Origin of the sequence: Sphingobium ummariense RL-3, assembly GCF_000447205.1 — a bacterium.
Lineage (GTDB): Bacteria > Pseudomonadota > Alphaproteobacteria > Sphingomonadales > Sphingomonadaceae > Sphingobium > Sphingobium ummariense.
Genome location: NZ_AUWY01000111.1, coordinates 1 through 23,590, shown reverse-complemented (window position 1 = coordinate 23,590; position 23,590 = coordinate 1). Strand labels below are relative to the sequence as shown.

Genomic DNA, 23,590 nt, shown 5'->3' with positions numbered 1-23,590 from the left:
CGCAATGTAAGCAATATCGGCTGCGGGGGCGATGCTTTATTCGGGCCGCAGCGGTCGGGCGAGCAGTGCGTCGATCACCTGTGCCAGCGGCGCAACATCTTCCAGCAGCGCGCAGACCGCTTCCGTCACCGGCATTTCCACGCCCGCGGCCCTTGCCGCCGCCCGCAGCACGGGGGCGGTGAACGCGCCTTCCGCCACGGTGCGTCGGTTGGCGAGAAGCTCGGCCGCCGGACGGCCTTCGCCCAGCCCCTTGCCCAGCGAAAAATTGCGCGAGTTGGTTGAGGAGCAGGTGAGCACCAGGTCGCCCAGGCCCGACAGGCCGGCCAGCGTCTCCACCCGCGCCCCGCGCGCGAGGCCGAAGCGGGTCATCTCCGCAAAGCCCCGGCTGATGAGCGCCGCGCGCGCATTGAGGCCAAGCCCCGCGCCCTCGGTCACGCCGCAGGCGATGGCGAGCACATTCTTGACCGCGCCGCCGATCTCCGCGCCGATCACGTCGTCGGAGAGATAGGGCCGGAAGGCCGGCCGGGCGATGCGCTGTGCGATCCGCGCGGCAAGGTCGCCATCGGCGCAGGCCAGAGTGATCGCAGTGGGCAGGCCGCGCGCCACCTCCGCCGCGAAGGTGGGACCGGACAGGACGGCGATCGGCGAAGTCGGCTGCGCCTGCGCCGCGACTTCGGACATCAGCAGGGAGGTGCCGGCCTCGATGCCCTTGGAACAGAGGACCAGCGGCACGCCCGCCGGCGCCTGCGCGACGACGCTGCGCAGATGCTGGGCGGGGCTGACGACCAGCAGCATCTCGCGGTCGGCCATGTCCGCCATCGCATCGGTGGAGACGATGCTGGCGGACAGCGGGACTCCGGGCAGATAGAGCGGGTTCACATGGTCGCGATTGATCGCATCCACCACGTCGGGCTCGCGCGCCCACAGGCGCACCTCCTGCCCGTCGGCGGCAAGCAATTGCGCCAGCGCCGTGCCCCAGGCCCCCGCGCCGATGACGCCCGCCTTCATGCCCTCACGCCCTTCATGCCTTGACTCCGGCGCCGCGCGCCTTCTCGGCATCGGGATCGAGCGGCCAGCGGGGACGGGCAGGGATGGAAAGATCGTCGACCATGCCGGCAGCATAGCGCTCCGCCCCGGCCCAGGCGATCATCGCCGCATTGTCGGTACACAGCCACAGCGGCGGCGCGACGAACGGCAAATCGCGTTCCGCCGCCAGCGCGGTCAGCGCCCCGCGCACGGCCTGGTTCGCAGCGACACCGCCCGCCACGACCAGCGCGGTCACGCCCGCGCTCGCCCCCAGCGCCCGGCGGGTGCGGTCGACCAGACAGTCGATCACGGCCTGCTGGAAGCTGGCGGCGATATCCTCGGTCGCATATTGGCCGGACTGCGCCGCGCGCATCACCGCGCTCTTGAGGCCGGCGAAGGAGAAATGCGGCTCGTCCGATCCGACAAGCGGGCGCGGCAGCGGCACGGCCTTGGGATCGCCCTTGGCCGCCGCTTTCTCCACGGCAGGACCGCCGGGAAAGCCGAGGCCGAGCAGCTTCGCCGTCTTGTCGAAGGCCTCGCCCGCCGCGTCGTCGATCGTGGTGGCGAGCCGGGCATAGTCGCCCGGACCCCTGACGTGGAGCAGCTGGCAATGGCCACCCGACACCAGCAGCAGCAGATAGGGAAAGCGCAACGACGGGTCGGCGAGCCGGGGGGAAAGCGCATGGCCCTCCAGATGGTTGACCGCCACCAGCGGCTTGCCCGCCGCATGGGCGAGCGCCTTGCCGGTGACGAGGCCGACCATCACGCCGCCGATCAGGCCCGGCCCGGCGGTCGCGGCGATCACGTCGACATCGTCCAGGGTCATGTCCGCATCGGCCAGCGCCGCCTCGATCAACGGGCTCAGCGCCTCGACATGCGCGCGCGCGGCGATCTCCGGCACGACGCCGCCATAGGGGCGGTGCGCTTCCTCCTGCGTCGCGAGCCGATGGGCGAGGATTCTGCCCTCCGCCGTCACCAGCGCCGCCGCGGTCTCGTCGCAGCTCGATTCCAGGCCGAGGATGATGGTCATTGCCGCTTCCATCTAATGCCCCCGGCCATTAGAGCAAGGCCGCATATGACTGCCCTTTCCCGACCGCTTCGCCTCGGTACCCGTGGCTCGCCGCTCGCGCTCGCCCAGGCCCATATGACCGCGCAGGCGCTGCGCGCGCGCCATGGCTGGCCTCTGGAGGCCATCGAGACCGTGATCGTCCAGACCAGCGGCGACCGCATCCAGGATCGTGCCCTCGCCGAGATCGGCGGCAAGGCGCTCTGGACCAAGGAGCTGGACCGGGCGCTGGCAAGCGGGGAGATCGACATCGCCGTGCACTCCATGAAGGATGTGGAGACGCTGCGCCCGGAAACCATCCGTATCGCCGCCATGCTGCCGCGCGCGGACGTGCGCGACCGGCTGGTAGGGGCGGAAAGCCTGGCGGCGCTGCCGCCTGAACCACTGGTCGGAACCAGCTCGCCGCGCCGCGCGGCGATGGTGCGCCGGCAGCGACCGGACGCGACCATCACAGTGTTCCGCGGCAATGTCGCCACGCGCCTCGCCAAGCTGGAGGCGGGAGAGGTGCACGCCACATTGCTGGCGGCTGCGGGGCTGGACCGGCTGGGACAGGAGAACATCGGCACCGCGATGCCGGTGGATATGATGCTGCCCGCCCCTTCGCAGGGGGCGGTCGGCATCGAGACGCTGGCCGCCAATCAGACGGTGCTGTCGCTGCTGCAGGCGATCAACGATGCCGATACGTTCGATTGCGTGACGCTGGAACGTGCGGTGCTCAAAGGGCTTGGCGGCACCTGCCATTCGCCGATCGGCGCGCTGGGCGTGCTCGCGCATGATGACACCGTCCGCCTGCGCGCAGAGATACTGAGCAGCGATGGCCGGGAATGCGTGGCCGACGAGCGGCTGATCGCGCGCGGCGATACATGTGCGGCGGAGGCGATGGGCCGTGCCCTGCTGGATCGCGCGAGCCCGGCACTGCGGGCGCTGTTCGAGGCATGAAGCCGCTCGTGATCCTGCGGCCCGAACCCGGCGCCGGCAGGACCGCGGCGCGCGCTGAAGCTCTCGGGCTTTCCCCGCTGCGCGTCCCCCTGTTCGAAGCCGAACCCCTGCCCTGGCAGGCGCCGCCGGCGGGCCAGTTCGACGCGCTGCTCGTCACCAGCGCGCAGACAGCGCGACTGGCCAACCTTCGCGCCTATCGCGCCCTTCCCGCCTATGCCGTGGGTGAAGCGACGGCCGACGCGCTCCGCCAGGCAGGCTTTCCGCGCGTCACGGCCGGGGATGGCGACGGCAGCGCGATCGCTGCGCGGATCGTCGGCGACGGCCATGACAGGGTGTTGCACCTTGCGGGCGAGAGCGTCGCACCGATCGAGGGCAGACCACTGCGCATCATGCGTATCCCGGTCTATCGGATGCGTCCCACGGGTGCTGCCGCGCTGGAGGAAAGCTTGCCGGACGTCGCCGTGCTGCTGGTCCATTCGCCCCGCGCCGGCGCACGCCTCGCGACCCTGGTGCCCGAAGCGGCGCGCATGGGGAAGCATATCGTTGCCATCAGCCCGGCCGCGCTTGCCGCCTGCGGCGGCGGCTGGGCAAGCGCCGTGAGCGCCGAACGCCCCGCCGACGACAGGATGCTGGCCCTCGCCGCGCGATTGTGCGAAGGACTGTCGCCCTATGGAGGACACGCCACCGATGCGCGATGAGGACGGAGCCGCGACCCCGCCCGCTATAGCCGCTCCTGCGCCGCGCCGCGGCCTTTGGCTGACGCTGCTCCTTCTTCTCGCCGCCTTCGCCGTGGGCGTCCTCATCACCCTCTGGGCCCTGCCGCTGATCGAGCGCCGCTGGGGCGACGCGGCGACACAGCCCGTCGCCGCCGTGCCCGCCGCTGACCTGGGTGCCGCGCCGATGCGCCCGCTCAGCCACGACGCCGCGCAGATGCTGGACGGGCGTGTCGTGCAGCTCGAAGAGCGGCTGAACCGCATCACGGTCGAAGCGCAGGCCGCCTCCGGCAATGCTGCCCGTGCCGAAGGTCTGCTGGTGGCCTTCGCCGCCCGCCGCGCGCTCGATAGCGGCGCCCCGCTCGGCTATATCGAAGGCCAGCTGCGGCTGCGCTTCGGCCAGGCCCAGCCGCGCGCCGTCGCCACCATCATCAACGCCGCGCGGGAACCGATCACGCTCACCGATCTGCGCGGCGGATTGCAGGACATCGCCGATCAGGTGACGACGCCGCCGCCCGATGCGAGCTGGTGGCAGGCGCTGCGGCACGAGGCGCGCGAGCTTGTCACCATCCGCCGCGCCTCCACGCCTTCGCCGCGCCCGCAGATCGCGCTGGATCGTGCGCTGCGCTACATCGACGCGGGCCGCGTCGGATCGGCCCTGGTCGAGGTGGAACAGATGCCCAATCGGGCCGTTGCCGACCGGTGGCTGCAATATGCCCGCCGCTATATGGAGGCGCGCCGCGCGCTCGACCTCATAGAGACCGCGGCGATCCTGGAGCCACGGGCGCTTCGCACGTCCGAAGGCGCACCAGTGGCGCAGACCTCGCCGCTGGCGCCCTGACCCCCAAATCCGCGACGATCCGTTCGCCGCGCAAGATGAAACCGATGGACGCCGGACGCGTTCGTCACGAGAATGTCATCTTTTCCGTTTCGGACAGGATATATTTTCGTGCCTCCCTACGCAGACGCCATCGCCACCCTCTGGAAGACCCGTCTTGCCAGCGGCCCGCGCGCGGCGATCCTGCCCTCCTGGCAGCATCTTCTGGGCAATGCCTCGGTACCGTTCGACCTGGCCCGCACGAAGGCGCAGGCTGCGGCGCTGGCCGGGCAGATCCGGGGCGACGGCCGCCATGTCCTGCTGATCCCCGGCCTGCTCGCGTCCGAACAGCGCATGGAGCCGCTGCGCGGCGTTCTGGGCCTGGCCGGGTTCCAGGCGCATGGCTGGGGCATGGGGCGCAATTTCGGGCCGAAGCCTGATAGCCTGGAGAAGATCGACCAGCGGGTGGACGCCATCCGGCGCGAGACCGGCAAACCGGTCACGCTGGTCGGCTGGAGCCTGGGTGGCCTGTTCGCGCGCGAATATGCGAAGTTCGCGCCGGTCAAGGTGGCCGGCGTCGTGACGATGGGTACGCCCTTCTCCGGCAATCCCCGCGCCAACCACGCCTGGCGCATCTACCAGCTGGTATCGGGCTTCCCCGTCGACGAGCCCCCTTTTCCCTGCACGCGCGAGGAAAAGCCGCCGGTTCCGACAATCGCCCTGTGGTCGCAACGTGACGGGGTGATCCTGCCCGAATGCGCCCGCGGTCGCGCTGGCGAGCGCGACCATGCGATGGAGGTCGACTGCACCCATATGGGCTTCGCCGCTGCGCCAGAGGGTATCCTGGCAGTCGGCCGCGCGCTGGAGATGATACGGGTAAATTGAGGCTGGCGTGCTCCTGCTCTCGCAGGAGCACATGCCGTCAATCCGCAGCCAGGCGCCTCAATGCCTCTTCCCGCCCGATCAGCGGCAGGAGCTGACCCATGTCGGGGCCGTGATCCAATCCGGTGAGCGCCCGACGCAAGGGCAGGAACAGCGCCTTGCCCTTGCGGCCGGTCTGTGCCTTTAGCGCTTCGGTGAGAGAGCGCCACACGCCTTCGTCAAAGGGCAGAGCAGCCAGCCGTTCGCGCGCTGCTGCTAGGAAGTCCTGATCTTCCGCCTCCGGCCCGGATGCATCCACCGGCCCGGTGACGATCCGCCACCAGTCCGCCGCCTGCGCCACCGTCTCCAGATTGGGCCGGATCACGTCCCAGGCAACCGCATCCATCCCCTCGGGCAAGCGATCCGCCACGGCTGCATAGGGTAGGAGATGGACGATCTTCTGGTTGAGGCCTGCCAGTTCGCCCTCGTCGAAGCGCGCAGGCGCGCGGCCGAAATGGGCGAAGTCGAAGCTTTCGACCAGCGGTTGCGGATCGGCAAAGGGCTCGACCGGCAGGCTGCTGCCCAGCCGCGCCAGCAGCGACAGCACCGCCATCGGCTCCAGCCCCAGCTCGCGGAAATGCGCGACGCCCAGCGACCCCAGCCGCTTCGACAGCTTGCCCTCGCTGCCGGTCAGCAGCGCCTCGTGCGCGAAGGCGGGAAGCGGCGCGCCGAGCGCGGCGAACATCTGGATCTGCACCGCCGTGTTGGACACATGGTCCTCGCCGCGCAGGATGTGCGTCACGCCCATGTCGATGTCGTCGATCACGGAGGGCAGCATGTAGAGCCAGGTTCCGTCCGCCCGGCGGATCACCGGATCGGACAGCAGCTTCGGATCGAAACGCTGGTCGCCGCGGATCAGGTCGGTCCAGGCGATGGGGCTGTCATGGTCGAGCCGGAAACGCCAGTGCGGCCGCCGCCCTTCCGCCTCACAGGCCGCGATCTGCTCCGCCGTCAGCGACAGCGCGGCGCGGTCATAGACCGGAGGCAGGCCGCGTCCCAGCAGCACCTTGCGGCGCAGTTCCAGCTCCTGCTGCGTCTCATAGGCGGGATAGACATGCCCCGACGCCCTCAGCGCCTCGAACCGTTCCTCGTAAAGCGCGAACCGTTCCGACTGCCGCGCCTCCCCGTCCCAGTTCAGGCCCAGCCAGCCGAGGTCGGCGCGAATGCCCTCCTCATATTCCGGCCGCGACCGTTCCAGGTCGGTATCGTCCAGCCGCAGCAGGAACCGGCCGCCGCTCTTGCGCGCCCACAGCCAGTTGTGCAGCGCCGCGCGGATGTTGCCGACATGCAGCTGGCCGGTCGGCGACGGCGCGAAGCGGGTGACGACGGTCATAGGCTGCGAAAGGCGCTGGTGATCGGATAGCGCCGGTCGCGCCCGAAATTGCGGGTGCCGAGCTTGACGCCCGGCGGCGACTGGCGGCGCTTGTATTCGGCGACGTAGAGCAGCCGCTCGATCCGCGCGACGGTCTCCCGCTCGAAGCCGCGCGCAACGAGTTGTTCCACCGACAGTTCCTCCTCGACAAGGCCGTAGAGGATGGGGTCCAGCACCTCATAGGGCGGCAGGCTGTCCTCGTCCTTCTGGTTCTCGCGCAGCTCGGCCGTGGGCGGCTTGGTGATGACCCGCTCGGGCATCACGGGGCCGGCTGGGCCGAGGCCCAGCGCGGGCCTGTGCGCATTGCGCCAGCGCGACAGGTCGAACACCGTGGTCTTGTAGGCGTCCTTCAGCACCGAATAGCCGCCCGCCATGTCGCCATAGATGGTGGCATAGCCCACCGACATCTCGCTCTTGTTGCCGGTGGTCAGCAGCATGTGGCCGAACTTGTTGGACAGCGCCATCAGCGTGACGCCGCGGATGCGGGACTGGAGATTCTCTTCGGTCAGGTCGCGGGGATGGCCCGCGAACGTGTCCGCCAGCATCGCATCGAACGCGCCGACCGCCGGCTCGATCGGGATCGTGTCGTATCGCACCCCCAGCAGCCGCGCGCATTCCACCGCATCGTCCAGGCTCTCCTGGCCGGTGAAGCGCGACGGCATCATCACGCACCACACCCGCTCCGGCCCCAGCGCATCGACGGCAACGGCCGCCGACAACGCCGAATCGAGCCCGCCCGACAGGCCCAGCACCACGCCGGGAAACCGGTTGCGGTTCACATAGTCGCGCAGCCCCAGCACCATCGCGTGATAGATGTCGGCGGGCCGCTCGTCCGGCACGTCGCAGGCGCCGGGCAGGCAGGTCCAGCGCCCCTCCCGCTTCTCCCACTGCGTCAGCACCAGCGCCTCCTCCCATTCGGGCAGGCGGTGGGCGAGCGACAGGTCGGCGTTCATCACGAAGGACGCGCCGTCGAACACCAGTTCGTCCTGGCCGCCAACCCGGTTCAGATAGGCGATCGGCAGGCCCGTCTCGCGTACCCGCGTGCCGGCGACGGCATTGATGCGGCGGTCGTCCTTGTCGATCTCATAGGGGCTGCCATTGGGGCTGATCAGGATTTCCGCCCCTTCCGCCTTCAGATGGGCGGTGACGAAGGGAAACCAGATGTCCTCGCAGATCGGCACGCCGATCCTGATGCCGCGGAAGTCGATCGGCGCGGGCAGCGGCCCCGGCGCGAACAGCCGCTTCTCGTCGAAGGTGCCGTAATTGGGGAGTTCGCGCTTCTGCCTGATCTGGGTGACCGCGCCGCCCTCCAGCAGGGCGACGACGTTGAACAGCACGCCCTGCGCCGCGACCACCGTCCCCACCAGCATGGCCGGGCCGCCATCCGCCGTCGCCTGGGCCAGCCTGTCCAGCTCGCGATTGGCGCGATCGACCAGGGCCGGCTTCAGAACCAGGTCCTCGGGCGGGTAGCCGATCAGCTGCAGTTCGGGATAGACGATCAGGTCGGCGCCCCCCGCGCGCGCGCGCCATTCCAGCATGGCATCGGCATTGGCGGCCAGATCGCCCACCGACTGCGTCATCTGGGCAAGGGCGATCGTGATTTTCTCGGTCATGGCGGCGCCCCTAAAGCATTTTATGATGTCGCGCAAAAGCGCCTTTCCACCGGGGGCTTGCACCGCTAAAGGGGCCGCGTCTCCGTCACCGTCATCAATTCGTCACGAGGGGTTTTTGGCCATGAAGCTCATGACCGGCAATTCCAACAAGCCGCTGGCCGCCGCCATCGCCGACTATATCGAAATCCCCCTCACCGACGCCAGCGTCCGCCGCTTCGCCGATGAGGAGGTGTTCGTCGAGATCCACGAGAATGTGCGTGGCGAAGACGTGTTCGTGATCCAGTCGACCAGCTACCCCACCAACGACAACCTGATGGAACTGCTGATCATGATCGATGCGCTGAAGCGCGCGTCGGCCAAGCGGATCACGGCGGTGCTCCCCTATTTCGGCTATGCCCGGCAGGACCGCAAGCCCGGCCCGCGTACCCCGATCAGCGCCAAGCTGGTGGCGAACCTCATCACCACGGCCGGCGCCAACCGCGTCCTCTCGGTCGACCTGCACGCCGGCCAGATCCAGGGCTTCTTCGACATCCCGACGGACAATCTCTTCGGCGCGCCGGTGATGTCGGCCGACATCCAGGCCCGTTTCGGCGACCGCAACCTGATGGTCGTCTCGCCCGACGTCGGCGGCGTGGTGCGCGCCCGCGCGCTCGCCAAGCGGCTCGACAATGCGCCGCTCGCCATCGTCGACAAGCGCCGCGAGCGCGCCGGCGAATCGGAAGTGATGAACATCATCGGCGACGTGAAGGGCCGCTTCTGCGTGCTGATCGACGACATCGTCGATTCGGCGGGCACGCTCTGCAACGCCGCGGGCGCGCTCAAGGCGGCGGGGGCCGAGGAAGTCGTCGCCTATGTGAGCCACGGCGTGCTGTCGGGCGGCGCGGTGGCGCGGGTCGAGGCGTCCGAGCTCAAGGAACTGGTCATCACCGACTCGATCCAGGGCACCGATGCGGTCTGCAACGCCGGCCACATCCGCCACCTCCCCATCGCCCCGCTGCTGGGCGAGGCGATCAAGCGAATCGCGGACGAAAGCTCGGTCTCCAGCCTGTTCGATTGATCGTCCGGTCGGCGGAGCGCCTCCCGAACGGCGCTATCAGACCTTCGGCGACAGCCCCCGGATGGCCGCCTCGATCAGCCGGCCGAAGGGATCGATGAACTTGGGTATCGGTCCACGCTGCGGCGTCGTGTCGCCGGCGAAATCGATCTCGACCTCGTCGACATAGCACCAGCCCCAGCCTTCGGGCGGGTCATAGCCCTCGATGATCGGATGGCCCGTCTCATGAAAATGGGCGGTCGCATGGCGATTGGGGGAATCGTCGCAGCACCCCACATGACCGCAGGTGCGGCACAGGCGCAGGTGCACCCACCAGCTGCCGCTCGCCAGGCATTCGGCGCAGCCCAGGCTCTGGGGAATGACATCGTTGACGCTGGCGGCATGATCGCAGCCTTCGGCCATGCTTTGCTCCTTCGCGCTGTCGCGCTCTTGCCCTAGCATGGCCGCGTCGCATCGCGAACGATTCGATGAGCTGCCAAACACGTCCCGGGATGCACGCGCCATGAGCCAGACCTTCGATGCGATCATCATCGGCGCCGGACAGGCGGGGCCGCCCCTTGCCGGGCGCCTGACCGCGGCGGGCTGGAAGGTCGCCCTTGTCGAGCGCAAGCTGATCGGCGGCACTTGCGTCAACACGGGCTGCATGCCGACCAAGGCCCTGGTGGCCAGCGCCTATGCAGCGCATCTGGCGCGACGGCAGGACCTGGGCGTGATCGTGGGCGACGTTAGGGTCGACATGAAGGCCGTGGCCGCGCGCGCCCGGAAGGTCGCGGACGACGCGCGCGAACGCAACGAGCAATGGCTCGGGAAGATGAAGGGCCTCACCCTGCTGCGCGGCCATGCGCGGCTGACCGGCCCGTCGCAGGTGGAAGTGGACGGGGTCGCGCTGACGGCGCCGCACATCTTCCTCAACGTCGGCGGGCGGGCGAGCGTGCCCGACATGCCGGGTGTCGGCGATGTGCCCCATCTCGACAATACCGACATGGTGGCGCTCGACAGCCTGCCCGACCATCTGGTGGTCGTGGGCGGCAGCTATATCGGCCTTGAATTTGCGCAGATGTATGCGCGCTTCGGTGCGAAGGTCACGATCGTCGAGCGAGGGGAGCGGCTGATCGCGCGCGAGGATCCGGAGATTTCCGATGCGATCCGTGCCTTTGTCGAGGCGGAGGGCATCACCGTCCGGACGGACGCCGACTGTATCGGGTTCAAGCCGCATCCTTCGGGCGTCATCGTCACGGTCGCCTGCCGAAACGGCGAACCGGAAGTCGTGGGCAGCCATGTCCTCCTGGCGGTCGGACGCCGGCCCAATACCGATGATCTAGGCCTCGATGCCGCAGGCGTCGCGACCGACGAGCGTGGCTATATCAAGGTGGACGACCGGCTCGCGACCAGCGTGCCCGGCATCTGGGCTCTGGGCGACTGCAACGGCCGCGGCGCGTTCACCCATACCGCCTATAATGATTTCGAGATCGTCGCGGCGAACCTGCTCGACGGCGCCGACCGCCGGCTCGGCCAGCGCATCCCGGGCTATGCGCTCTACACCGATCCTCCACTCGGCCGCGCCGGCATGACGGAAACGGAGGCGCGGGCGAAGGGACATGACGTCCTCGTTTCGTCCCGGCCCATGTCCCGCGTCGGCCGCGCCGTGGAGAAGGGGGAAACGCTCGGCCTGATGAAGGTGGTCGCCGATCGTGCAACGCGGCATATCCTGGGCGCGGCGATCCTGGGGACGAGCGGGGACGAGGCGATCCACGGCATTCTCGACGCCATGTCCGCCGGGGAGCCGGTCGATACGTTGCGCTGGGCCGTGCCGGTGCATCCGACGGTGTCGGAATTGATACCGACTTTATTGCTCGGGCTGGACCAGGGGAGTGCGTGAGATGAGCGTGATAGAGGAACGCGCGGCGCAGCTCTTCCCGAGACTGGACAAGGCGCAGATCGAAATCGCGTCCCGGTTCGCCAGCGGGCCCGCACGCCGCTTCGAGCCGGGGCAGACGCTGTATTCGATCGGAGCGTCGGGCGAGCCGGCCTGGCTGGTGCTGGAAGGCTGTATCGAGGCGGTCCGCCGCGACGGGCTTGCCGGGGAGGCGCTGATCCACCGGCACGGTCCGGGCGAGCTCAGCGGCGAGGTCAACCAGCTGGCGGGCCGGCCGTCGATGGCGAGCGGGCGGGCCGGCGAGCATGGCTGTCTCGCGCTGCCCTTCGATGCCCCGCACCTGCGGGCGCTGATGGTCGGCGCGGCCGAACTGGGCGAGACGATCATGCGGGCGCTGATCCTGCGGCGCGTCGGCCTCATCGAAGCTGGCGCCGGCTCGATCCTGATCGGGCAGCCGGGATCGGCGGACCTCGTGCGCATCCAGAACTTCCTGGCCCGCAGCGGCTATCCCCATCTCGTGATGGATGCCGATGCGCAGGGGGAGGGACATGATCTGGTGGTGCAGCTGGGCCTCGGCCGCGCCGACCTGCCGGTCATGGTCTGCCCCAACGGCACCTTGCTGAAACGGCCGACGCAAGCGGAGATGGCGGCCTGCCTTGGCATGGTGCCGGAAATTTCGCCCGACAGGCTTTACGACGTCGCGATCGTGGGTGCCGGTCCTGCGGGACTGGCGGCGGCCGTCTATGCCGCGTCGGAGGGCCTCTCGGTCCTCGTGCTGGACGAGCGGGCCTTCGGCGGACAGGCGGGCGCGTCGATGCGGATCGAGAACTATCTCGGCTTTCCCACTGGCATCACGGGGCAGGCGCTGGCCGGCCGTGCCTTCAATCAGGCGCTCAAGTTCGGCGCGGAGATCGCGATCCCCAACTGCGTCTCCCACCTCGAATGCGGCTCGGACGACGTGCATCGGCTCGTGCTGGCGGGGGATCATGGCGCCCTCGCCCGCACGGTCATCATCGCCTCGGGCGCGCGCTATCGCAGGCCGGACATTCCCGGCATCGAGGCGTTCGACAATGTCGGCATCTCCTACTGGGCCTCCCCGATCGAGGCGAAGCTGGTGCAGGGGCAGGTCGTCGGCCTCGTCGGCGGCGGCAATTCGGCGGGGCAGGCCGCAGTCTATCTGGCTCCCTTCGTGGAGCGGCTGCATCTGATCGCGCGCCGCCCGCTGGAAGCGACCATGTCGCAATATCTGATCGAGCGCATCGCCAGCCAGCCCAATATCGACGTGCATGTCGGCAAGGAGATCGCCTCGCTCGAAGGACCGGGCGACGGCATGATCGACGCGGCGAACTTCCGGTGCCGCACGCAGGGCACTATCGTGCGCCAGCCTCTGCGGCACTTGTTCCTGTTCATCGGGGCCGATCCCAACGCAGCGTGGACACGGGGCTGCGTCGCGACCGATGCCGGGGGCTTCATCCTGACGGGGCGCGACATTCCCGAAGGCGTTCGGGACCCGGCCAATCCCCCGCAGCTGCTGGAAACCAGCATGCCGCGCGTCTTCGCGATCGGCGATGTGCGCGCCGGCTCGACGAAGCGGGTTGCCGCCGCCGTCGGGGAAGGCGCAGCCGTCGTCGCACAGATTCATCAGGCGCTACAGGCGATTCGCGGCTAGGCCCATTGGGGGGCGTGCTCACAGCGGCCAGATCCACAGGATCAATGGCGTTCCAATCAGGATCACGAGAAGGGACAGTGGCGCCCCCAGCCGCGCATAGTCGCTGAAGCGGTAGCCGCCTGGCCCAAGGACCAGCGTGTTGCACTGATGGCCGATCGGCGTCAGGAAATCGCTCCCCGCGCCGACCGCCGTGGCGATCAGAAAGGCGTCCGGACGATAGCCCAGGTCATGGGCGAATACGGCGGCGATCGGCGCCATCACCAGGACGGTGGCGGCGTTGTTCAGAAAGGGCGTGACGGCCATGGCGGTGGTGAGGATCAGCGCCACCGCGCCCCAGGGGGGAAGCATCGCCGCCGCATGGGCAAGCTGGGTCGCCAATATGCCCGATGCCCCGGTGCTTTGCAGCGCCTCACTGACCGGGATCAGCGCTCCCAGCATGATGAGGATGGGCCATTCGACCACGTCATAGGCTTCGCGGACCGGCAATGCTCCGGTGATGACGACCAGGCTCGCGGCGGCGAAGAAGGCGATCGCCACAGGGACCAGGCCGGTCGCGGTGGCGATCATGGCCAGGCCGAGGATGACCACCGCCAGCCAGCCGCGCTTCGCCGAACCGAGCCTGATCGACCGCTGCGCCAAGGGCAACGCGCCGAGCTGCGCCAGATGATCGGGGAGCCGGTCGATCGGCCCCTGCAGCACCAGCACGTCTCCGGCGCGCAGGACGATCTGGCCCGGCTTGTTGGTCAGGCGCTCGCCGGCGCGGGCCACCGCGATCAGGTTGATGCCCAGCCGCTCGCGCATGAGCAGCCGGCCTGCGGTCCGGCCGATCAGGGCGGAATCGGTCGTCACCACCGCTTCGATCACGCCGATCTCGTCGCCATCGCGCTCCCCGCTTTCCTCCTGCCCCACGAGCGCTAGCTGATCGCGGGCGACCACGCGTTCCAGCGCCTCCGGCGGCCCGCCCAGGATGAGGATGTCGCCTTCCTCCAGGTGAACCGTGGGGTGCACGTCGCCACGCATGTCGCCACGCAGCAGCCCGGTCAGCGTTACCTGCCGTTCGTTGCGGTCCAGAAATTCCTCGACCGTCCTGCCGATCAGCGGCGACCCCTCGGTGATGGTCGCCTGGGTCACATAGTCGGAAATGTTCAGCGCCTCGCCCAGGGTCGGAACGCCCCGGCGGTTGCGCGGCAGGAGGGGGTAGCCGAAGCGGAGAAAGAGCAGCCCGACGATGAACAGGCCGAAGCCGGTCGGGAAATAATCGAACATGCGGAACGGCTCGCCCGTCATCTCTTCCCGCACGCGGCTGACGATGATGTTGGGGGACGTGCCCACCATGGTCATCAGCCCGCCCAGCAGCGAGGCGAAGGACATGGGCATCAGGAAAACGGATGGGCTCGCCTCATTCTTCTTCGCCATCTGCAGGGCGGCCGGCATCAGCATCGCAAGCGCACCCACATTCTTGATGAGCGCCGAAGCAAGGCCCACGGAAGCGGTCAGCAGGAGCAGCTGCGACGGAATGCGGCGGATGCGCCGCGCGGTGACGCCGAGCGCGAGCTCGATCACGCCCGATCGCTGCACCGCCGCGGAAAGCACCAGCGCGGACCCGACGATGATGACGATGTCGTCGGAAAAGCCCTTGAACGCGTCGGCGGGCTTGACGATGCCGATGAGCACCGCCGCCAGGAGCGCGATCACCGCGGTCACGTCATAGCGAAAGCGTCCCCACAGGAAGAGGCCCATCATCCCGACCAGCGTGATCACGGACAACCATTGGGAAAGGCTCATGCGTGGCACCCCGGATCGACGATCATTGTACCCATACTCCGACCAGAGCAGAAAAGCTCACCAGCAGCAGGAAACCGTTTACGCCGATCAGCAGCCATGAGGGGAGGCGCGGCGTATCGGGTCGGGGCGGCGCGACCGGGATCATCTGACGCCACACCGCCGCCAGGAAGCAAAAGCCGCTGAACAGGATGAGCACGGTGCCGGCCGCCATGGCCAGCGGCCTGGGGACGACATCCTCCAGCAAGGCCCGGGCGCCGACGCCGGACGCCAATGCGGCAAGGCCGGTCCTCACCCAGGCGGCATAGGTTCTCTCGGCGGCAAGCACGGTACGATCCGCCGCCAGTTCCGTCCTGCGATCGGCGCTGTCGGCCTGCTGCTCAGCGCTGCTGGCGAGATCGGCAGCGCTGCTGGCCAGTCCCTTCTGCGCTTCCATCGCTGCCTGCTCGCCCTGCTGCATGGAGGCCAAACGCCCGTGCCGCGAAGAAGTGGCACACCATCTTCACTTGGGGTACCGGTCGCCCGGGATCTCCCTCCGGCGACCGGCGAGACTCACGCCGGCAGGGGCGCCGCCGCGTCGACCAGCCCGGCCGCACGCAGTTCGCGCCAGAAATCGGCCGGGATGACCTCGGCCAGCGCGGCCGTGTCCTCGGCGATCCGCGCAGGACGGCTGGCGCCGGGGATAACGGCGGCGACGGCCGGGTTGGCGAGCGCGAATTGCAGGCCCGCGGCCTTCATGCTGATGCCGTGCCGGTCGGCGATCGCCTTGATCGCAGCGACCCGAGCCAGGATTTCCGGCGTGGCGGGCGCATATTCGAAATTGGGCCCGCCCACCAGAGCGCCCGAGCTATAGGGCCCGCCGACCACGATCCCCAGCCCCCGCTCGGCCACCTTGGGCATCAGCCGCTGCAGCGCCCGGCTATGGTCGAGCAAGGTATAGCGCCCCGCCAGCAGCGAGCCGTCGGGGCGGGGACCGTCGAGATCGAGCAGCAATTCGACCGCCTCGACCCGGTTCACGCCCAGGCCCCAGGCCTTGATCACGCCCTCGTCACGCAGCCGGTCGAGCGTCTTGAACGCGCCGGTGCGCGCCTCCTCGAACCTTGCCAGCCACTCGTCGCCATAGAAATCCTGCGCGACGTCATGGACCCACACGATGTCGATATGGTCGGTCTGCAGGCGCTTCAGGCTGTCCTCGATCGATCGCAGCGTCGCGTCGGCCGAATAGTCGTTGATCACCTTGTTGGGGCGGCCGTTGGCGAACACGTCGCCCTTCTCGCCATTGTCGCGCGGTGCCTGCTCGATCTCGTCCAGCACGATGCGGCCGACCTTGGTGCTGACGACATAACCGTCGCGCGGCTTCGACTTGAGCGCTTCGCCCATGCGGATTTCGGCAAGGCCGGCGCCATAGAAGGGGGCGTTGTCGAAATAGCGGATGCCGTCGTTCCAGGCGGCCTCGACCGTCGCCAGCGCTTCCTCCTCGGGAATCGCGCGGAACATGTTGCCCAGCGGCGCGGCGCCGAAGCCCAGGCGGGAGGGGAGGATATCCTTGAGAGCCATGATGAGGTTCCTTGTGGCCGGGATTGGGGGTCAGGCCACGCCGAGCGGGCGAAGCGTGAAGGCGCTGCGCTCGGCGAGGTCGTTGATGGCAGCAAGATAGGTCTGGAAATGGCTGCTCGCACGATGGGCGGCAACCGCCTCGGCATTTTCATAGAGTTCGTCGAGCACGAACCGCTCGGGCTCGGCCTCGTCAGTCCAGAGGTCATAGCGCAGATTGCCGGGCTCGGCGCGCGAAGGAGCGAGCATCGAGTCGAGCAGATCGCGTAGCGCTTCGGCCTTGCCGGACCGGGCGGTGAGGATCGCGACGATCTTGATGGGGGTGGTCATGGCGGTAACTCCAGGCTGACGGGATGAGGCGGACCGCCTGCGCAGCGCTCCGCCGGTCATTCGAGTTCTCACGCGGTCTGCCGGGCTTCGAGCGCCGCGACCAGCGCCTTGGCGATGGGGTGGTCCGAACGCGGATTCTGCCCCGTGATGAGCTCGCGGTCGACAACCACATGGGGTTCGAAGTCGACCGCGCTGGTCTCGACCACCCCGCCCGCGGCGGTCAGCGCCTGCGGCATGTCGAAATACATCTTCGCATGCAGGATGTGATCCTCGACCACCTTCTCCTCGGTCGCCGAGAAGATCGTCATGCGATAGCCCTTGTAGGTCCAGTCCTGTGCCCATTCGCGCGCTTTGGCCTCGTCGCCGGCGATCAACGCGGCGCGGAAGGCACGGGGATCGTCCGTCGCCGCAGCAAGGGCGATCGGGCCGTGGCAGAGCAGCGCGGTGGGCTTTTCGGCTTCATGGAAGTGGCGCAGGATCTCGCCGACCTCGCCGTCCTGCATCAGGTCGACGACCGGCGCCTGGCCGCCGGGGAAGAAGACGCCGACATAATGGTCGAGCCCCTCGTCGATGACCGAGCGCAGCGTGCGCGGTGCGTTCATCGCCGGGCCGTTGTCATAATAATCGCGGGCGGCCTTGTAGGCAGCCTCGTCATTGTCGAAATGGGCGGCCGCATCCGAAGCGGGGTCGATGGTCGGCTTGTTGCCGTTCGGCGTGGCGAGCACGACTTCATAGCCGGCCGCTTCCAGCGCCATCGCCGGCACCACGGTCTCGTTCAGATACTGGCCGGTCGCACCCCATTTGTTGCCGCGGACCTCGATCCGGGTGGCGTTGGAGCCGATCACAAGCACTTTGCCCATGCTCTGGTTGGTCATGGAAACCTCCTGTCGTCTGGTGGCGTCCGCGTTCCGGACGAACAGGAGATGCGCCTTTCGATCTCATTGCAGAAGTTTATTTCTTGGATTTTAGATATCATCATGAAAATATAACTGGTGCGCTATGACCTCAACCTGCTGCCGATCTTCATCGCCTTGATGGAGGAGCGCAGCGTCACGCGAGCGGCCGAGCGGCTCGGCATGACCCAGCCCGCACTTTCCAACGCGCTGGCGCGATTGCGCCTGATGCTGAAGGATCAGTTGTTCATCCGCGAACGCTACGGCATCCAGCCGACACCGATCGCGCTTGAGCTCGCGCCCGGCATCGCCGACGCGCTGGCCAGCCTCGACGATGCCGTGCTGGGACAGCAGGACTTCGATCCCGCCAGCGCCCAGCGGCTCTTCACCATCGCACCCAACGGCTATGTCGAATTCGTCATCGTGCCGGCGCTGGTCGCAAGGCTGGCCGAAGTCGCGCCCGGCATCAGGCTGCGCCTGACCCCTTATGGCAACGACCTCGCCGAAACCGGCGTCGTCTCGGGCACCACCGCGATGGTGCTTGGCCGCATCACCGACCCGCCCGACAATCTCGTGGTCCAGCATCTGATGGACGAAAGCCTGCAATGCGTGGTGCGCACGGGCCACCCGCTCATCGGCGACAGCATCAGCCGCGACCAGTTCGAGGCGATGAAGCATGTCAATGTCGTGCCGCCGGGCCGCCTGCGCGCCGGGCTGTTCCAGGCGCTCGCGCAGCGGAGCCTGAAGCGAGAGGTGGCGCTGTCGGTCACCAATTTCTTCGCAGTCGCGGAGATGGTGGCGGCCACCGACTATATCGCGACGCTGCCGCGGCTCATCTGCCGCCGGCTTGCCATCGATCCGCGGGTGAAGGTGCTGCCGCCGCCGGCGGACCTGGGCACCTTCCCGGTCGAGATGGCCTGGCATGTGCGCTATCGCCACGACCCGGCACACCGATGGCTGCGCCGGGTCGTGGCGGATACGATCGCGGCCGTGTCCTAGCCCGCGAAAGCAGGCTTCCGGTCGGCTATCGCTTCGCCAGCACCAGCCGCAGCCCGTGCTTGGGACGGATCGTCAGCCGGCTGATCGGCTCGGGCTTGTCGTCGGCGGGGCTGATGATGTGGAAATGGCGCACCATCGCCGCGACGACGATCATGGCCTCCTGCTGGGCGAAGCCGGCGCCGATGCAGATGCGCGGCCCCTTGCCGAAGGGCAGATAGGCGCGCTTCACCATCTCCTGGTTCTCCGGCTTCTCGAACCGGTCGGGATCGAAGGCATGGGGACAGGCCCAGTTGTCGCGATTGCGCTGGACCAGCCAGGGCGCGACCACCAGCATCGCGCCCTTTTCCAGATGCTTGTCGCGCATCTGCACCGGACAGATCACCTCGCGCGGCAGGAAGGGGACGGGCGGGTAGAGGCGCAGCGTTTCCCGCACGACATTGCGCACCAGCGTCATCTCGCGCACCGCGGCGCCGGTGAAGGGCGCGTCGCCCGCCAGCCGTTCCACCTCCTCGCGCAGCCGCTCCTGGATCTGCTGGCACTCGCCCAGCAGGTACAGCGCCCAGGTCATCAGGCTGGCCGACGTCTCGTGCCCCGCCAGGAAGATGATCGACACCTGCTCCATCACCTGGTGGAAGGTGAAGGGTTCGCCGGTGACGGGATGCTTCGCCTCGAACAGCGATTGCAGGATGTCGTGATGGGCGATCGTGCCGTCGCGATGGAACTGGTCGTAGCGGTCGCGCACGATCGGTTCGAACACCTTGTGAATCTCCCGCGCGCGCTTGTGCGAGCGGGCCATGAAGCCGAAGCTCGGCAGCTTGTACATGCGCAGCATGGACGCGGACTGCGCCTGCCGCTGGAAGCGGCTGAACGCCTTGTGGATGGTCAGCGACCCCGCCGGGTCGAGCGACACCGAGAAGAGCGTGCGGAAGATGATGTCGGCCGCGACATGGGTCATCAGCGGGTCGATGTCGATCGGTCCGCCGCCCTTTTCCGCGTTGATCGCGTCGAAACGGGCGATCAGGTCGTCGGCCGCCTCCACCATCATCGGCAGCGTCTTGGCGAGCGCGGTATGCTGGAAGGCGGGGTTGACCATCGCCCGCTGCTCTTCCCAGTCGTCGCCGTTCGCGGTGAACACGCTGTTGCCGATCAGCGGCGCGAGCGAGGTCACCATCTCCTCATGCTTGGGGAATTCCTTGGCCTGGCCCATGATCCGCTCGACCAGTTCCAGCTCGTTGGCGATGTACATGTGCTGGCCGGGCGTTTTGATCTCGCCCATCTTCATCGTGTAGCTCTTCTCGAACAGCACATGGATCCAGCTGTCCCAGGCGGTGATGAAGCGGGTGATGAAGCCGCGCTTGTTGCGCGGCGGCTGGGGATAGGGCGGGGTGAACAGTTCGGTCACGATATCGTCCTGAACAAGGCGACGGCTTCGTCGATGGTCCGCCGGCCGGCGGTGAGGCTCAGATAGTCGAGCGGGGACAGAACGTCACCCACCCGCAGATAGTCGAAGTGGATCTCATATTTGCTGCCCCAGCCGCTGTGATAGGTGGCCGGGTCGTAGAAGCGGTGGAAGCGCGGCGAAAGCAGGGTGAGCCGAGGCCTGCTCTCCCGGGCCACGATCGCCATCGGGTCGATCAGGTGAAACACCGCCCCGTCGGGCGGCGACCCGATGTCGATCCAGCGGAAATCCTGCGCCGCCACGCCGCGCAGATCCTCGTGGAACCAGCGCGCATCGGCGCGGCAGCCGATCAGCGGGATACAATGGCCCAGCGTCACCAGCGCGAAATTCTCCGGCATCTTCCCCTGCCGCAGCGCAAGGATTCGGTTCATGACCGACGCCGCCAGGATGGAGCCGTTGGAATGGGCGACGAACAGGATCTCGTCATAAGGCTCGTCCAACGTCGCCGCGATCCGCGCGGCGAACTGGTCGATGCGGGCGGAAAACTCCGCATCATAGCCCTTCGCCGCCAACTGGTGGTTGAAATGGAAAAAGCGCAGCAGCCAGGGGACGATCAGCTTGTTGAGCGGCCGGCCCGAAAGCAGGATGCCCGCCGCCAGCCCGACCGGCAGCGCAACATACCAGGGTAGAAGCAGGCAGAGAGCGCCCCCAACCAGCAGCATCCCGATCAGCGGGAACAGCAAGGCCAAGGCGGGCGGATAGAGCAGGGTGATCAGCGTCCCGCGCTTCAGCCGCCGGATCGTCGGAATGTCCAGGAAGCGCAGGAAGCCGGCATAGGTGAAGAGCGAGCGCCAGGCGAGCTGGAGCGGATTGCGGATCCAGCTCCGCCCGACCAGGTCCTCCCAGCGCAGGAACTCGTAATCGGTCTCGACCCCGGCGCTCTCATTCTCCACGATCCAGCGCGCCGCCGATCCGGGCGCGCTCCGGCGCGGCGAGACGGTCACGGTCTCGCCCGAAAGCGCGCCATAGCGCTCGGCCTGTTCGCGATACAGCTGGTGATAGAAGCGGACCCCCCGGGGATCATATCCGCCGAGGTAGAACAGTTTACGCTTGAATTTTTCCACGACCCCCGCCCTATTCGCGCGCATGAACGAGCCCGTCCGCGACTACTGCTACTTTCTGGACCATAGAAAGTATAACCGCAACATCGGCTGCCGCCGGCACGACAATGCCTATGGCATCAATGGCGGCGGCAGCGAGCGGGACCGCTGGCGCGCGGACATGGCGCTCTATCGCCACATGCGGGACAATGGCGATCCGATGGCGCTGCTTTCCGTGCTCGCCTGCCTCGCGCTCGGCTGGTTCTGCTGGAACTATCATCCGGGCAAGGGGCTGTGGCGCGGCCAGCTGCTGCGCCGCTTCGTCAAGGCGCCCAAATGAGCACGCGCCATGTCACCGTGGGGCGGGTCACGATCGGCAACGACCTGCCCTTCGTCCTGATTTCCGGCCCCTGCCAGATCGAGAGCCGCGATCATGCGCTGCGGATGGCGGAGGCGCTGGCGGGCATGGCCGCGCGGGCGGGCGTGCCCTTCGTCTACAAATCCTCCTTCGACAAGGCGAACCGGACCTCGGTCTCGGGGCGGCGTGGCGTCGGGATCGACGCGGGGCTGGCGATCCTGGCGGAGGTGAAGGCGACGTTCGGCTGCCCCGTGCTGACCGACGTGCACGAGGCGGGACAGGTGGAGGCGGTGGCGCAGGCGGTCGACATCCTCCAGATCCCCGCCTTCCTCTGCCGCCAGACCGACCTGTTGCTGGCGGCGGGGCGGACAGGCGCGGTGGTCAACGTCAAGAAGGGGCAGTTCCTCGCCCCTTGGGACATGGCGGCCGTGGCGCAGAAGGTCGCCTCCACGGGCAATGAGCGCATCCTGCTGACCGAACGCGGCGCGAGCTTCGGCTACAACACGCTGGTCAGCGACATGCGCGCGCTGCCGACCATGGCGCAGACCGGCTATCCCGTGGTGTTCGACGCCACCCATTCGGTGCAGCAGCCCGGCGGCCTCGGCTCGGCCTCGGGCGGGCAGCGCGAGTTCGCCCCGCTGCTGGCACGCAGCGCGGTGGCGGCGGGCGTTGCCGCGATCTTCGCGGAGGCGCATGATGATCCGGACAATGCGCCCTCGGATGGCCCAGTGATGCTGCCCCTGCCATGGGTCGTGCCGATGCTGGAAACGCTCAAGCGCATTGACGCGGTGGTGAAGGGATAATCGGTTCGCGCGGAGACGCGAAGCAGAATGCCAAGCCGCTACCGTCAGGCCATCAGCGCGGATACGCGCGCGAAATTGCTGCCAGCCGCACCTTCTTCGCGTCTCCGCGCCGCCGCGTGAATCAAATCAGGGCCGCGCCTGCCCGGTCCCCCGCACGATCCACTTGTAGGTGGTCAGCCCTTCCAGTGCCACCGGGCCGCGCGCATGCAGGCGGCCGGTGGAGATGCCGATTTCCGCGCCCAGGCCGAATTCGCCGCCATCGGCAAACTGGGTGGAGGCGTTCCACATCACGATCGCACTGTCGACGGCGTTCAGGAATCGCTCGGCGACCTCGGCATCCTGGGTGATGACCGCGTCGGTATGATGGCTGGCATGGGCCGCGATATGGGCGATGGCGTCCTCGACCCCGTCCACCAGGCGGATGGAGACGATGGCGTCCAGATATTCGGTGTCCCAGTCGGCCTCGTCCGCTGCCTTGACCCGCGCGTCCATCGCCTGCACCGCCTCGTCGCCGCGCACCTCGCATTTCGCGTCGAGCAGCGCCTTCACCAGGGCGGGCGCGGCCGGATAGGCGCGGTCGATCAGCACCGTCTCGGTCGAGCCGCAGACGCCCGTGCGGCGCATCTTGGCGTTGACCACCAGCTTCTCCGCCATGGCGGGGTCGGCCGCGCCGTCGACATAGCTGTGGTTGATGCCGTCCAGATGGGCAAGCACGGGCACCCGCGCCTCCTCCTGCACCCGCGCCACCAGGCTCTTGCCGCCGCGCGGCACGATCAGGTCGACGAACTCGGACGCCTTCAGCAGCGCGCCCACCGCCGCGCGGTCGGTGGTGGGGACCAACTGCACCGCCTCGGCGGGCAGGCCGGCGGCGACGATCCCCTCCACCATCGCGGCGTGGATGGCGCGATTGCTCTCCCTCGCCTCGCTGCCGCCGCGCAGGATCACGGCATTGCCCGCGCGCAGGCACAGCGCCGCGGCATCGGCCGTCACATTGGGGCGGCTCTCATAGATGATGCCGATGACGCCCAGCGGCACGCGCACGCGCGACAGCTCCAGCCCGTTGGGTCGCACCTGCCGGTCGATGACACTGCCCAGCGGATTGTCGAGCGCCGCGACCTCCTCCACGCCCTGCGCGGTGGCGGCGACCCGGTCCTCGTCCAGGCGCAGACGGTCGAGCAGCGCGGGGGACAGGCCGTTGGCGGCAGCATTTTCCATGTCCCGCGCATTGGCGGCGATGATCGCCGGCGCCTGGTCCCGCAGCGCCTGCGCGGCGCGGCGCAGCGCATCCGCCTTCTGCGCGTCGCTC

23 protein-coding genes are annotated in these 23,590 nt (G+C 68.3%); 10 read left to right on the top strand and 13 right to left on the bottom strand.

Annotated features, from left to right (window positions below):
* Positions 1-36: 36 nt before the first annotated feature.
* Both M529_RS40440 and tsaD read right to left on the bottom strand, forming a co-directional pair.
* Complete coding sequence (locus M529_RS40440) at positions 37-1,008, bottom strand: NAD(P)H-dependent glycerol-3-phosphate dehydrogenase (RefSeq protein ID WP_021318919.1); 972 nt, start codon at positions 1,006-1,008, stop codon at positions 37-39.
* 13 nt (positions 1,009-1,021) lie between these two features.
* The gene (tsaD, locus tag M529_RS40435; protein WP_021318918.1) at positions 1,022-2,056 is read right to left on the bottom strand and encodes a tRNA (adenosine(37)-N6)-threonylcarbamoyltransferase complex transferase subunit TsaD; all 1,035 of its coding nucleotides are present in this window, start codon (positions 2,054-2,056) and stop codon (positions 1,022-1,024) included.
* Between the two features lie 45 nt (positions 2,057-2,101).
* On the opposite strand from tsaD, the gene hemC reads away from it, so the two are divergent.
* The 4 genes from hemC (at position 2,102) to M529_RS40415 (ending at position 5,446) form a co-directional block, all read left to right on the top strand.
* Positions 2,102-3,031: a hydroxymethylbilane synthase gene (gene hemC, locus M529_RS40430; protein ID WP_021318917.1), complete on the top strand. Its 930-nt coding sequence runs from the start codon at positions 2,102-2,104 to the stop codon at positions 3,029-3,031.
* Positions 3,028-3,729 carry a uroporphyrinogen-III synthase gene (locus M529_RS40425; protein ID WP_021318916.1) on the top strand — a complete coding sequence of 234 codons (702 nt, stop codon included), beginning with the start codon at positions 3,028-3,030 and terminating at the stop codon, positions 3,727-3,729. The genes hemC and M529_RS40425 overlap by 4 nt, the downstream gene beginning before the upstream one ends.
* A complete protein-coding gene (locus tag M529_RS40420) occupies positions 3,719-4,585 on the top strand; it encodes a hypothetical protein (protein WP_051184073.1) in 867 nt (288 codons plus the stop codon). Before M529_RS40425 ends, M529_RS40420 begins: the two co-directional genes overlap by 11 nt.
* A 108-nt stretch (positions 4,586-4,693) precedes the next feature.
* Positions 4,694-5,446: an esterase/lipase family protein gene (locus M529_RS40415; protein ID WP_021318914.1), complete on the top strand. Its 753-nt coding sequence runs from the start codon at positions 4,694-4,696 to the stop codon at positions 5,444-5,446.
* A 37-nt stretch (positions 5,447-5,483) separates the two neighbouring features.
* Here the strand turns inward: M529_RS40415 and gltX are convergent, their stop codons facing one another.
* The gene (gene gltX / locus M529_RS40410) at positions 5,484-6,815 is read right to left on the bottom strand and encodes a glutamate--tRNA ligase (RefSeq protein WP_021318913.1); all 1,332 of its coding nucleotides are present in this window, start codon (positions 6,813-6,815) and stop codon (positions 5,484-5,486) included.
* Positions 6,812-8,467: an NAD+ synthase gene (locus tag M529_RS40405; RefSeq protein ID WP_021318912.1), complete on the bottom strand. Its 1,656-nt coding sequence runs from the start codon at positions 8,465-8,467 to the stop codon at positions 6,812-6,814. The genes gltX and M529_RS40405 overlap by 4 nt, the downstream gene beginning before the upstream one ends.
* A 121-nt stretch (positions 8,468-8,588) precedes the next feature.
* Between M529_RS40405 and M529_RS40400 the strand changes: the two genes are divergently transcribed.
* Positions 8,589-9,524: a ribose-phosphate pyrophosphokinase gene (locus tag M529_RS40400; protein WP_021318911.1), complete on the top strand. Its 936-nt coding sequence runs from the start codon at positions 8,589-8,591 to the stop codon at positions 9,522-9,524.
* A gap of 36 nt (positions 9,525-9,560) precedes the next feature.
* Here the strand turns inward: M529_RS40400 and M529_RS40395 are convergent, their stop codons facing one another.
* Positions 9,561-9,923 carry a UBP-type zinc finger domain-containing protein gene (locus tag M529_RS40395; protein WP_021318910.1) on the bottom strand — a complete coding sequence of 121 codons (363 nt, stop codon included), beginning with the start codon at positions 9,921-9,923 and terminating at the stop codon, positions 9,561-9,563.
* Between the two features lie 100 nt (positions 9,924-10,023).
* Between M529_RS40395 and M529_RS40390 the strand changes: the two genes are divergently transcribed.
* Positions 10,024-11,400: an FAD-containing oxidoreductase gene (locus tag M529_RS40390; protein WP_031295163.1), complete on the top strand. Its 1,377-nt coding sequence runs from the start codon at positions 10,024-10,026 to the stop codon at positions 11,398-11,400.
* Position 11,401: 1 nt separating this feature from the next.
* On the top strand, positions 11,402-13,066 hold the full coding sequence (locus M529_RS40385) for an FAD-dependent oxidoreductase (protein WP_031295162.1): 1,665 nt from the start codon (positions 11,402-11,404) through the stop codon (positions 13,064-13,066).
* Between the two features lie 18 nt (positions 13,067-13,084).
* Here the strand turns inward: M529_RS40385 and M529_RS40380 are convergent, their stop codons facing one another.
* From M529_RS40380 to M529_RS40360, 5 genes are all read right to left on the bottom strand, one after another.
* Positions 13,085-14,851, bottom strand: coding sequence for an SLC13 family permease (locus tag M529_RS40380; RefSeq protein WP_021318907.1), 1,767 nt, complete (start codon positions 14,849-14,851; stop codon positions 13,085-13,087).
* Between the two features lie 22 nt (positions 14,852-14,873).
* A complete protein-coding gene (locus M529_RS40375; RefSeq protein ID WP_031295161.1) occupies positions 14,874-15,308 on the bottom strand; it encodes a YidH family protein in 435 nt (144 codons plus the stop codon).
* A 92-nt stretch (positions 15,309-15,400) separates the two neighbouring features.
* Positions 15,401-16,405 (bottom strand): aldo/keto reductase, encoded by a 1,005-nt coding sequence (locus M529_RS40370; RefSeq protein WP_021318905.1) that lies wholly within the window; start codon positions 16,403-16,405, stop codon positions 15,401-15,403.
* Positions 16,406-16,435: 30 nt separating this feature from the next.
* Positions 16,436-16,732, bottom strand: a complete 297-nt coding sequence (locus M529_RS40365) for a putative quinol monooxygenase (RefSeq protein ID WP_021318904.1) — start codon at positions 16,730-16,732, stop codon at positions 16,436-16,438.
* A 68-nt stretch (positions 16,733-16,800) separates the two neighbouring features.
* Positions 16,801-17,607, bottom strand: a complete 807-nt coding sequence (locus tag M529_RS40360; RefSeq protein WP_021318903.1) for a type 1 glutamine amidotransferase domain-containing protein — start codon at positions 17,605-17,607, stop codon at positions 16,801-16,803.
* A gap of 117 nt (positions 17,608-17,724) precedes the next feature.
* Between M529_RS40360 and M529_RS40355 the strand changes: the two genes are divergently transcribed.
* Complete coding sequence (locus M529_RS40355; RefSeq protein WP_021318902.1) at positions 17,725-18,624, top strand: LysR family transcriptional regulator; 900 nt, start codon at positions 17,725-17,727, stop codon at positions 18,622-18,624.
* Between the two features lie 25 nt (positions 18,625-18,649).
* Here M529_RS40355 and M529_RS40350 read toward each other — a convergent pair whose 3' ends face one another.
* A complete protein-coding gene (locus M529_RS40350; RefSeq protein ID WP_021318901.1) occupies positions 18,650-20,026 on the bottom strand; it encodes a cytochrome P450 in 1,377 nt (458 codons plus the stop codon).
* Positions 20,023-21,147 (bottom strand): hypothetical protein, encoded by a 1,125-nt coding sequence (locus M529_RS40345; protein ID WP_031295160.1) that lies wholly within the window; start codon positions 21,145-21,147, stop codon positions 20,023-20,025. The genes M529_RS40350 and M529_RS40345 overlap by 4 nt, the downstream gene beginning before the upstream one ends.
* A 22-nt stretch (positions 21,148-21,169) precedes the next feature.
* On the opposite strand from M529_RS40345, the gene M529_RS40340 reads away from it, so the two are divergent.
* Positions 21,170-21,463 (top strand): hypothetical protein, encoded by a 294-nt coding sequence (locus M529_RS40340; RefSeq protein WP_021318899.1) that lies wholly within the window; start codon positions 21,170-21,172, stop codon positions 21,461-21,463.
* The gene (gene kdsA, locus M529_RS40335; protein ID WP_021318898.1) at positions 21,460-22,284 is read left to right on the top strand and encodes a 3-deoxy-8-phosphooctulonate synthase; all 825 of its coding nucleotides are present in this window, start codon (positions 21,460-21,462) and stop codon (positions 22,282-22,284) included. Before M529_RS40340 ends, kdsA begins: the two co-directional genes overlap by 4 nt.
* A gap of 126 nt (positions 22,285-22,410) precedes the next feature.
* Here kdsA and M529_RS40330 read toward each other — a convergent pair.
* On the bottom strand, positions 22,411-23,590 hold a 1,180-nt coding region (locus tag M529_RS40330; protein WP_021318897.1), incomplete at its 5' end, for a glutamate-5-semialdehyde dehydrogenase.

Excerpts from the sequence above, each read along its gene's own strand:
- M529_RS40440 (WP_021318919.1), bottom strand. The coding sequence starts at position 1,008 with ATGAAGGCGGGCGTCATCGGCGCGGGGGCCTGGGGCACGGCGCTGGCG.
- tsaD (WP_021318918.1), bottom strand. The coding sequence starts at position 2,056 with ATGACCATCATCCTCGGCCTGGAATCGAGCTGCGACGAGACCGCGGCG.
- hemC (WP_021318917.1), top strand. The coding sequence starts at position 2,102 with ATGACTGCCCTTTCCCGACCGCTTCGCCTCGGTACCCGTGGCTCGCCG.
- M529_RS40425 (WP_021318916.1), top strand. The coding sequence starts at position 3,028 with ATGAAGCCGCTCGTGATCCTGCGGCCCGAACCCGGCGCCGGCAGGACC.
- M529_RS40420 (WP_051184073.1), top strand. The coding sequence starts at position 3,719 with ATGCGCGATGAGGACGGAGCCGCGACCCCGCCCGCTATAGCCGCTCCT.
- gltX (WP_021318913.1), bottom strand. The coding sequence starts at position 6,815 with ATGACCGTCGTCACCCGCTTCGCGCCGTCGCCGACCGGCCAGCTGCAT.
- M529_RS40405 (WP_021318912.1), bottom strand. The coding sequence starts at position 8,467 with ATGACCGAGAAAATCACGATCGCCCTTGCCCAGATGACGCAGTCGGTG.
- M529_RS40400 (WP_021318911.1), top strand. The coding sequence starts at position 8,589 with ATGAAGCTCATGACCGGCAATTCCAACAAGCCGCTGGCCGCCGCCATC.
- M529_RS40395 (WP_021318910.1), bottom strand. The coding sequence starts at position 9,923 with ATGGCCGAAGGCTGCGATCATGCCGCCAGCGTCAACGATGTCATTCCC.
- M529_RS40390 (WP_031295163.1), top strand. The coding sequence starts at position 10,024 with ATGAGCCAGACCTTCGATGCGATCATCATCGGCGCCGGACAGGCGGGG.
- M529_RS40385 (WP_031295162.1), top strand. The coding sequence starts at position 11,402 with ATGAGCGTGATAGAGGAACGCGCGGCGCAGCTCTTCCCGAGACTGGAC.
- M529_RS40380 (WP_021318907.1), bottom strand. The coding sequence starts at position 14,851 with ATGAGCCTTTCCCAATGGTTGTCCGTGATCACGCTGGTCGGGATGATG.
- M529_RS40375 (WP_031295161.1), bottom strand. The coding sequence starts at position 15,308 with ATGCAGCAGGGCGAGCAGGCAGCGATGGAAGCGCAGAAGGGACTGGCC.
- M529_RS40370 (WP_021318905.1), bottom strand. The coding sequence starts at position 16,405 with ATGGCTCTCAAGGATATCCTCCCCTCCCGCCTGGGCTTCGGCGCCGCG.
- M529_RS40365 (WP_021318904.1), bottom strand. The coding sequence starts at position 16,732 with ATGACCACCCCCATCAAGATCGTCGCGATCCTCACCGCCCGGTCCGGC.
- M529_RS40360 (WP_021318903.1), bottom strand. The coding sequence starts at position 17,607 with ATGACCAACCAGAGCATGGGCAAAGTGCTTGTGATCGGCTCCAACGCC.
- M529_RS40340 (WP_021318899.1), top strand. The coding sequence starts at position 21,170 with ATGAACGAGCCCGTCCGCGACTACTGCTACTTTCTGGACCATAGAAAG.
- kdsA (WP_021318898.1), top strand. The coding sequence starts at position 21,460 with ATGAGCACGCGCCATGTCACCGTGGGGCGGGTCACGATCGGCAACGAC.